Below are 7,530 nucleotides of genomic sequence, written 5' to 3' on the forward strand. Positions count from 1 at the left end.
TCCATTAAAACGTTGCAATACAACCGTCTTAATAGTTTATGAACATAGTCTATATAAAAAAGTACGTTACCTCAATAAATCACAATTCCATTGTCTAGAACAGATTTATTTTGCACCTGATTCCCTAAAATATATAGCTTCTTCAGATTGGGCAAATTCACTAAAGGCTCTACATTTGAAATAGCGTTATTTTCCAAATGAAGCACCTCAATTTGTTGCCAATTTTCCATAAAACTTAATGATTGTAGTGAACTATCTTGTATAGTAAATGAACGCAGAGCTGAAAGGCCAGCAAAGTATGGCATAATCTTATCAACCTCATGCACCCAGTCACTATTATCTATTCGAAAGGATACGTCATTCAAAGTTAAATGTTCTAGTATGTTGTTGTTAAACGAAGTTTGACTATTAACTTGAAACCTACATTCATTACAATTTAACGTTTTTACATGCTGTAAATTGAATATTTCACTCGTCTCTTCATAAAAAGCTGTTTCATTTAAATTTATTGTTTGCAGATTTGGTAAACGATTTAAAGAACGTATGCCTGTAAAATCGCCAGACTCCATCACTGTAAGTTGTTCTAGCTGTGGGTATTTTAGTAATTCTGCTCCATTCAAATGCGACTGTGCCCCACTTATATCAACAGTCAGATCTTTTAAAGCAGGTGCCTCTAACTTGGATAGGAATGTACTTTTTAATTCCGCTTTTTTTAAATGGGGTGCTACAATCGATGCTATTTGGCCACTATAACCAGTTATCGATAAATCGGTCAGTGAAGTCAGGCTGTTCACAATATCAAGCAATTCTAATTTATAAAGAGAAGCTAAACGCAGCTTTGTCAATGAAGACTTATTTCTAAGGCGTTCTATATTCGTAATATCCATATTTTCAAGATCAAGCGATTGTAAGTTGGGCATGTTTTGTATAAAATCAAGCGTTTTTAAATTTTTTACCGCTGTAAGTTTCAATTCTTGTAATTGATTCAGTGAATAGAACGAGCTAAAATCTGTCGCTTCACTCATATCTATTGCTAACGACTCTAAATCAGTTAATGAAGACAACCACTTCAAATCATTTATAAATCTTAAAGACAATGATTTTAATGGCAGTTTATTCAGAAGAGGGAAGTCTGTAACCGTCTCGGTGTGATACGAAATTTCAAGTGATTGAAGATTAGGAAACGCTAATAATAAAGCAAGTTCATCATTACTTCGAATTTGGACAGAGAGCTCTACAACATTAGACTTATCGCTAAAATATTCAGCAATTTTACTAAATGATTCATTAAAGCTACCTGTATAACTTTTTAAACCTTCCAAATGTCGGAAGCTTACATTTTCACTTTGTGATATTTCATAATCGCCCATCAAATTCAACACCGTCAGACCAGTAAAGGCTTCAAAATCTTTTTGTTCGATTTTTTGTGTATTTAATAACTTATCCATGATAATATAGTTAGAAATTTCGGCTTGCTTATTTGTAAACGGATCGTCGAGACTGTAATCAAAATGCCATTGATCTTCAGAATAGTATGCCTTCAAATAACGGATACTTGCGATTTCTTCTTTAGTCGGCATTGCTTCACCTTTATCAAAAATATCTTTTAAAAAGAATAAAAGAACTTCGCTTTCAGGCATTTTCCGAACAGGTAATTTCTCATTATTGCCGTATTCTGTTTGATTACCGCTCAAAAGGAAATAGCCAAGGAATGCACAAAGGATTACAATCGGTATCATTAAAAGCGCTTTTAAATTCGGTTTTGGACGTGTAGCTTTATTCGCAGGAGTTGTACCATAATAATTATTTATCGTCTGATCAACATAATAGACTTTATTCTCTTTCAACATTATTTCAGTCTCACAAAAAGGACATTTGAATGATTGCTCCTCTTTATATTCAATTTTTCCATTACAATTCGGACAATTTAATTTAATGAATTCCACTGGCAGTCCCCTCCCCAGCACTATTGTCCATTAAGCTTAGTTGTCCGAAAAATAAATGTCAATATTTCTATTAAATACTAATTATCTTCCATCTTTAGACCTACAACAAAAAAGTCGCCGAAGAGGCGACTTTCGTTGTGTTTATTCACTTTTTTAAGTTCAAACTTCTCTTTACTATCACTTGTGATACGGTTCACTGTGATAAAATGGATCTCATATGTATGAGAGATCCTTCTTTTTACTCGTTTCAATCTATAAAATCGATACGATTAGACAAAAAGACCATGGAGTGCTCCTAGTAAGGTAAAAATGATAAAATGGTCACCAATCGCAATTAAAAAATTTCTCTTATTTACAAGTCCAAATAATGTATTTTTCAAATAAACAATTGAAATAAGAATGCCAATAATACCTCCTACAGCAGCACCTTCTAACAAACTATTTGAACTAGTTGCTTGAACGAGAATAGCAATAAAAATGGAACTAATAAAGGCAACGATTACTGAAATCACATATTTTAATGCACCTTTACTTTGATTTTCCTTCCCTACTAATATGGAATAATAGATCGCCCCATAAATCATATACAAAATTCCACCAATAAGAATAGCAAGATAATTTAACGCACTTAAATCAATTGACATACATTTACCCCCGATTTATTTAGGCTCTATGGCTAAAGCGATTGCACTAATTCTGCAATTAAGATTGAGTGTACCACTCACTTCTTCAATGTGCACAAGCTCAATTGGATTTCCCAAATATTTGTACCCACTAATCGGTAACCAATAGCTATACAATTCTGAGTAACATTCGATTAACATACTTCTTTCACTATACTCAACAGGCTCATCAAAAGAATATAATACATATCTCCCGCCATTAAAAGTATAGGTCATTTCATCGTCTAGATTTATCTCTGTATGCTTAGAAATGGCTATGCGGCAATCATAGCGACTTTTTTCTGGCAGTGTAATGTATGGATTGCTCCTCGGAACACCGAACATCATTGTATCCTGTCCAACTAGCCCTCTTGCATTCGACCATCGATAGAGTTCTTCCCACACATCTGGAATTCCATTCTTGTAAGAACCAATATTATACCTATTTACTGTTGTGCACATTGGAAATTGAACAACTTGTACTTTTGTTAAGTCTAGCCATTTGAATCCATTATAAGAGCTATGTTCATTTCCTACTTTCTTATTTGTGCTTACAAGTTTAGATTTCTTGCGATTATGATATTCACGTGGAAATCGTTGTAAATAAGCTCCTTCTCTCCAGCTTTTTGGATTCGTTTTAAAATAGGCATTAAATGAATAAGAAAAAGCAGACAATGATGAATAGCCACTCATTAATGCAATTTGTGTGATTGGTAATTGTGGTTCATAAATTAATAAATGTGCCGCATTCTCCAAACGAATCCGTTTTACATAGCCAGCCGGAGTTTCGCCAATAATCCCTTTAAACAATCGTTGAAAATGAAAAGGAGAATACGTAGACACTTTGGCTAACTGTTCAAGTCGGAGGGTATCATAAATATGTTCTTCAATATACTCTACTACTTTATTGATTTGCATACGTTGAACTTTATCGTAATCCATTGATTTACTTTTACTCCTTTACAAGCTACTAGATCCTTAAATAATCTCAATTTTAACAGATGCATCTACTTTTGACATCAGCTGGTCTACGAGCCTAGACATCACCCCAAGTATGGTTTTTACCGATCAAAAAAAGTCAACTCAAATTGAGCTGACTTTCTATGTTGAAATGAAGGATTTCAACTATAATCCGCTAATATAAATGATCCCTATCAAAATGACACTTATTTATGCTATCAACCTTAGTTTGCCGATGACATTTACCATAAACATAGGCGTCCACACGTCTTGATAACAATACTTACAGTACATACAACTTTTCAAAATTTACATTTATTAAGCTTCTAATGTTTTATAAATCTTTTTGACTCTTTTTAATTGTGGTGCTGTTAGGTATTTTTCTCTTTTTCGTAACACATTCAATAATTCCTCTTTATTTTCATCTGTTACGGCTAAAAGCGTACTTTCCGAGTGCTGAGGAATTTCCTTTGGTCTGCAATTCTCAAGGTGATGGAGTAATATTGGAAAAATCACATCATTGTTTTCCTTACTGACGGCTGCTAGCTTCGCAAGAGTTAGGACACCTTTATCAATTGTAATAACTGAACCAACTTTCATAGCACTTTTTAATATGTCAAGATGAGCCATAATGGTTTCTGATGCTCCCTCGGCAATCGTTGCTAATGCAGTCATTCCGCCCCAGACCAAACGATTATTACGGCTTTTTAGCAACTCTATAAAAGTCAGCGCATACTTACTTATGAGTTCTGGTTTAACTTGCCCAATTTCGTACGCTACTTTAATACAATCGTATTGAATCTTTTTATCTTTGCAAGTAAGGTTTTCAATTATTTCTTCTATGCCCGCATAATTTTCTTCATTAGCTAATTTATGTGCCAGCTCAATATTTGGCACTTCATCATTTCGACTTAGTTGAGAAGCTAACAGGTTCACAACTGACATGATTATCCCTCATTTATCAAATTTATTTTATGTATATACATTATCACATTTAACCTTTATCGAATCCGTTAACGAAATAAATTCAACCTCGTCATTTTTACAAATACAAATTATATTTCTTATTCTATTTGAATGGTTTGCTTCTGTTGATAAAATTGGATTTTTCACTGTCATTTTTGCATTAAACCTAAGAACATACTTTAGATAATAGGTATCTTCATCTAGGAGATAGTATCGTTTAATATTAGCAATATTATTGCAATATAAATGCCATGAACGTAAACAAATTAACACCTCCTTGTTCTTTTTCTCAGAAAAAACTATGTTACGATTATTTTAAATTAACAACTAAGAACGAACATGGAGGATTAATGAATGCTTAAAAAAATTATTTCAATTGTACCAGTTGCAATGCTCTCGGCAACTTTAGGTGCTAATGTTCAAGCTGCAACGATTACCGTACAAAAAGGGGATACCCTTTGGGATTTATCCCGTGCACATAATACATCTGTAGAAAATATCAAAACGTTGAATCAAATTACTACTAACCTTATTCACCCTGGTGATATCCTTACCATTGCACAACAATATACCGTTAAGCAAGGTGATACATTATGGGACATAGCCGTTGATCATCAAGTAACCGTTTCGCAAATTAAAGAATGGAATCAATTACATACGGACCTCATTCATTCAGGTTTAAATCTATACATCATTGATGGTACAAAAACTAGTACGGCTGTAACTGACAAACCAATAAAGCCTGCAGCACATGAATCAAAGGAAACTACAACTTCAGTAACAAATAATGCAACTTCAATGGAGAGTAAACATAAAGAAACTGTTTCAGCAACAAATAATACTGCTTCAAAGGAGAGTGCATCTGAAGCAACCGCTCCAGCAACAACTAATACCGTTTCAAAGGATAGTGCACCTGAAGCAACTGCTCCAGCAACATCTAATACAGCTTCAAAGAATAATGCACCTGAAGCAACCGCTCCAGCAACAAATAATACTGCTTCAAAGGAAATTATAGTGGAAGCTTCAGCCTATACGGCTTCATGTGAGGGATGTTCCGGTATTACTGCTACTGGAATTAACCTTAAAACAAACCCAAATGCAAAGGTCATCTCAGTTGACCCAACTATCATTCCACTTGGTAGTAAAGTTTATGTAGAAGGCTATGGTGAAGCGATCGCAGGGGATACTGGCGGAGCCATTAAAGGAAATCGAATCGATGTCTTTTTCCCTTCTCAACAGGATGCAATCAATTTTGGAGTAAAACAATTAAAGGTAACAATATTAAACTAACATATCTTCTATTCCCATCCTATCCTTAGGATTTTATATATATGAACAAAAAGGTGACTTGAATCCTTATACTAAGCAAAAAAGAACCAGATTAGGTTCTTTTTTGCTTATTTTTTTCAGCTCTTCCAATAGGTTCGTTATTGTCTCACTTACTTCTTCTCAACGTTCCAGGTGGTTCATTTAAAAACCGCACTTACTTATGATACGGTTCACCCTTCATAATCCTAAAGCTTCTATAAATCTGCTCTACCAAAACAAGCTTCATTAGCTGATGCGGTAATGTCATCTTTCCAAAGGATTGTAGCTCATCAGCTCGTTTCAACACATCATCGTGTAAACCAAGGGAGCCACCAATGACGAACGCGATTTTACTTTTGCCGTAGGTCATGAGGGATTCAAGGTCTGCCGCCATTTGCTCAGAGGTTTTCATTTTGCCGTTAATGGCTAAGGCGATAACGTATGTATCTGGGCCGATTTTAGATAGAATACGTTCACCCTCTTTTTTCTTTACGATTTCCATTTCTGCTTCGCTTAGCTGCTCGGGTGCTTTTTCATCTGGTACTTCAATTAGATCCATTTTTGCATAGCCACCGAGACGTTTTACGTATTCATCTATTCCCATTTTTAAGTACTTTTCTTTTAGTTTTCCGACTGATACGATCGTTATATTCACACGTTATCCACCTTTACAATTCATTTACAAACAAATTATCCACAAAAGTTATCAACATATCCACAAGTGATTCCTATATCTTGTGTAAAGTTATTTACTTGATACAAGATATTCTGCAGGTAGTTCACAGTAGCTACATTTTGTGGATAACTTTTTATCCCCTTCGATTTTATCCATAATTGGGAACTCTTTTTGCTCTGCCACAAACATGTCTAAAGCGTGTTCTATATGGTTTTCACAGCTGTATTTTTCCATTTTTACACCTCTTCTTATTTTCCGAAATTTCCACAAACTTATTCACAATTCAGTCTATGTTATCCACAATCTATTGTAACAAAGGACAGCCGAGTATGGAAGAATAGGCTTTCTACCGCCTCTCGCCGTGTAAATGTTATTATTCACAATTTTCTAGTTATCCACAATATTTTCTAAATCATTCTTGTTAATTCAGTCGACTTTTCTTTCAAACAGATTTCTGTCCACAAAAAATGGTCAAGGAAGTCTTTGATGTGTTGTGGCTAGGGTATTCTTTGTTACAGACTACTCGCTTACCACAGAAGCTTTGCTATGCGGCTAAAAGGGAATAACTTTTATAAATTTTATGCATTTCAAAAGTGAAGGTTATCGCTACTCATCATGATCAACAGAAATGCCGCCGCTTCGTTAGCACTGCACTTTCACACAAATCAAATATTGTTATCGAAGCTTAGTCATATCACTATAAATTAGTGACATGCAAGAAGGTACATGCTAAGTGAAATAGTTGATCTTCGTTCCGGCTGGGCGACCTCCTTGATGATCAGCGTCACAGATGAGACCCTGCAGGATGTTTTCTGTGCGAAAGCGAAGCATCAGCAACAAATGTTTTCTGCGCGAAAGCAAAGCGGCAGCGACAAATGTTTTCTGCGCGAAAGCAAAGCGGCAGCGACAAATGTTTCCTGCGCGAAAGCAAAGCGGCAGCGACAAATGTTTTCTGCGCGAAAGCAAAGCGGCAGCGACAAATGTTTCCTGCGCGAAAGCAAAGCGGCAGCGA

Annotated in this window: 8 protein-coding genes; 2 read left to right on the forward strand and 6 right to left on the reverse strand. The window is 35.2% G+C overall.

The features are described 5' to 3' along the window. Nucleotides 1-71: 71 nt before the first annotated feature. The 4 genes from ACQKMV_RS17120 to ACQKMV_RS17135 form a co-directional block, all read right to left on the reverse strand. Nucleotides 72-1,946, reverse strand: coding sequence for a leucine-rich repeat domain-containing protein (locus tag ACQKMV_RS17120; protein WP_427505376.1), 1,875 nt, complete (start codon nucleotides 1,944-1,946; stop codon nucleotides 72-74). Between the two features lie 269 nt (nucleotides 1,947-2,215). Then, nucleotides 2,216-2,590: a DUF1761 domain-containing protein gene (locus ACQKMV_RS17125; protein WP_427505378.1), complete on the reverse strand. Its 375-nt coding sequence runs from the start codon at nucleotides 2,588-2,590 to the stop codon at nucleotides 2,216-2,218. Nucleotides 2,591-2,605: 15 nt separating this feature from the next. Continuing rightward, nucleotides 2,606-3,550, reverse strand: a complete 945-nt coding sequence (locus ACQKMV_RS17130) for an AraC family transcriptional regulator (RefSeq protein WP_427505379.1) — start codon at nucleotides 3,548-3,550, stop codon at nucleotides 2,606-2,608. A 336-nt stretch (nucleotides 3,551-3,886) separates the two neighbouring features. Next, nucleotides 3,887-4,513: a hypothetical protein gene (locus ACQKMV_RS17135; RefSeq protein WP_427505381.1), complete on the reverse strand. Its 627-nt coding sequence runs from the start codon at nucleotides 4,511-4,513 to the stop codon at nucleotides 3,887-3,889. A 375-nt stretch (nucleotides 4,514-4,888) separates the two neighbouring features. On the opposite strand from ACQKMV_RS17135, the gene ACQKMV_RS17140 reads away from it, so the two are divergent. Further along, nucleotides 4,889-5,824 (forward strand): LysM peptidoglycan-binding domain-containing protein, encoded by a 936-nt coding sequence (locus ACQKMV_RS17140; protein ID WP_427505383.1) that lies wholly within the window; start codon nucleotides 4,889-4,891, stop codon nucleotides 5,822-5,824. 193 nt (nucleotides 5,825-6,017) lie between these two features. On the opposite strand, the gene rlmH is transcribed toward ACQKMV_RS17140, so the two are convergent. Then, nucleotides 6,018-6,497, reverse strand: a complete 480-nt coding sequence (gene rlmH, locus ACQKMV_RS17145; protein WP_427425715.1) for a 23S rRNA (pseudouridine(1915)-N(3))-methyltransferase RlmH — start codon at nucleotides 6,495-6,497, stop codon at nucleotides 6,018-6,020. Nucleotides 6,498-6,587: 90 nt separating this feature from the next. After that, complete coding sequence (locus ACQKMV_RS17150; protein ID WP_427505384.1) at nucleotides 6,588-6,752, reverse strand: CxxH/CxxC protein; 165 nt, start codon at nucleotides 6,750-6,752, stop codon at nucleotides 6,588-6,590. Nucleotides 6,753-7,244: 492 nt separating this feature from the next. Between ACQKMV_RS17150 and ACQKMV_RS17155 the strand changes: the two genes are divergently transcribed. Further along, on the forward strand, nucleotides 7,245-7,530 hold a 286-nt coding region (locus ACQKMV_RS17155; RefSeq protein ID WP_427505386.1), incomplete at its 3' end, for a hypothetical protein.

The sequence above is a fragment of the Lysinibacillus sp. NPDC094403 genome (assembly GCF_050278745.1).
In the GTDB taxonomy this organism is placed as follows: Bacteria; Bacillota; Bacilli; order Bacillales_A; family Planococcaceae; genus Lysinibacillus.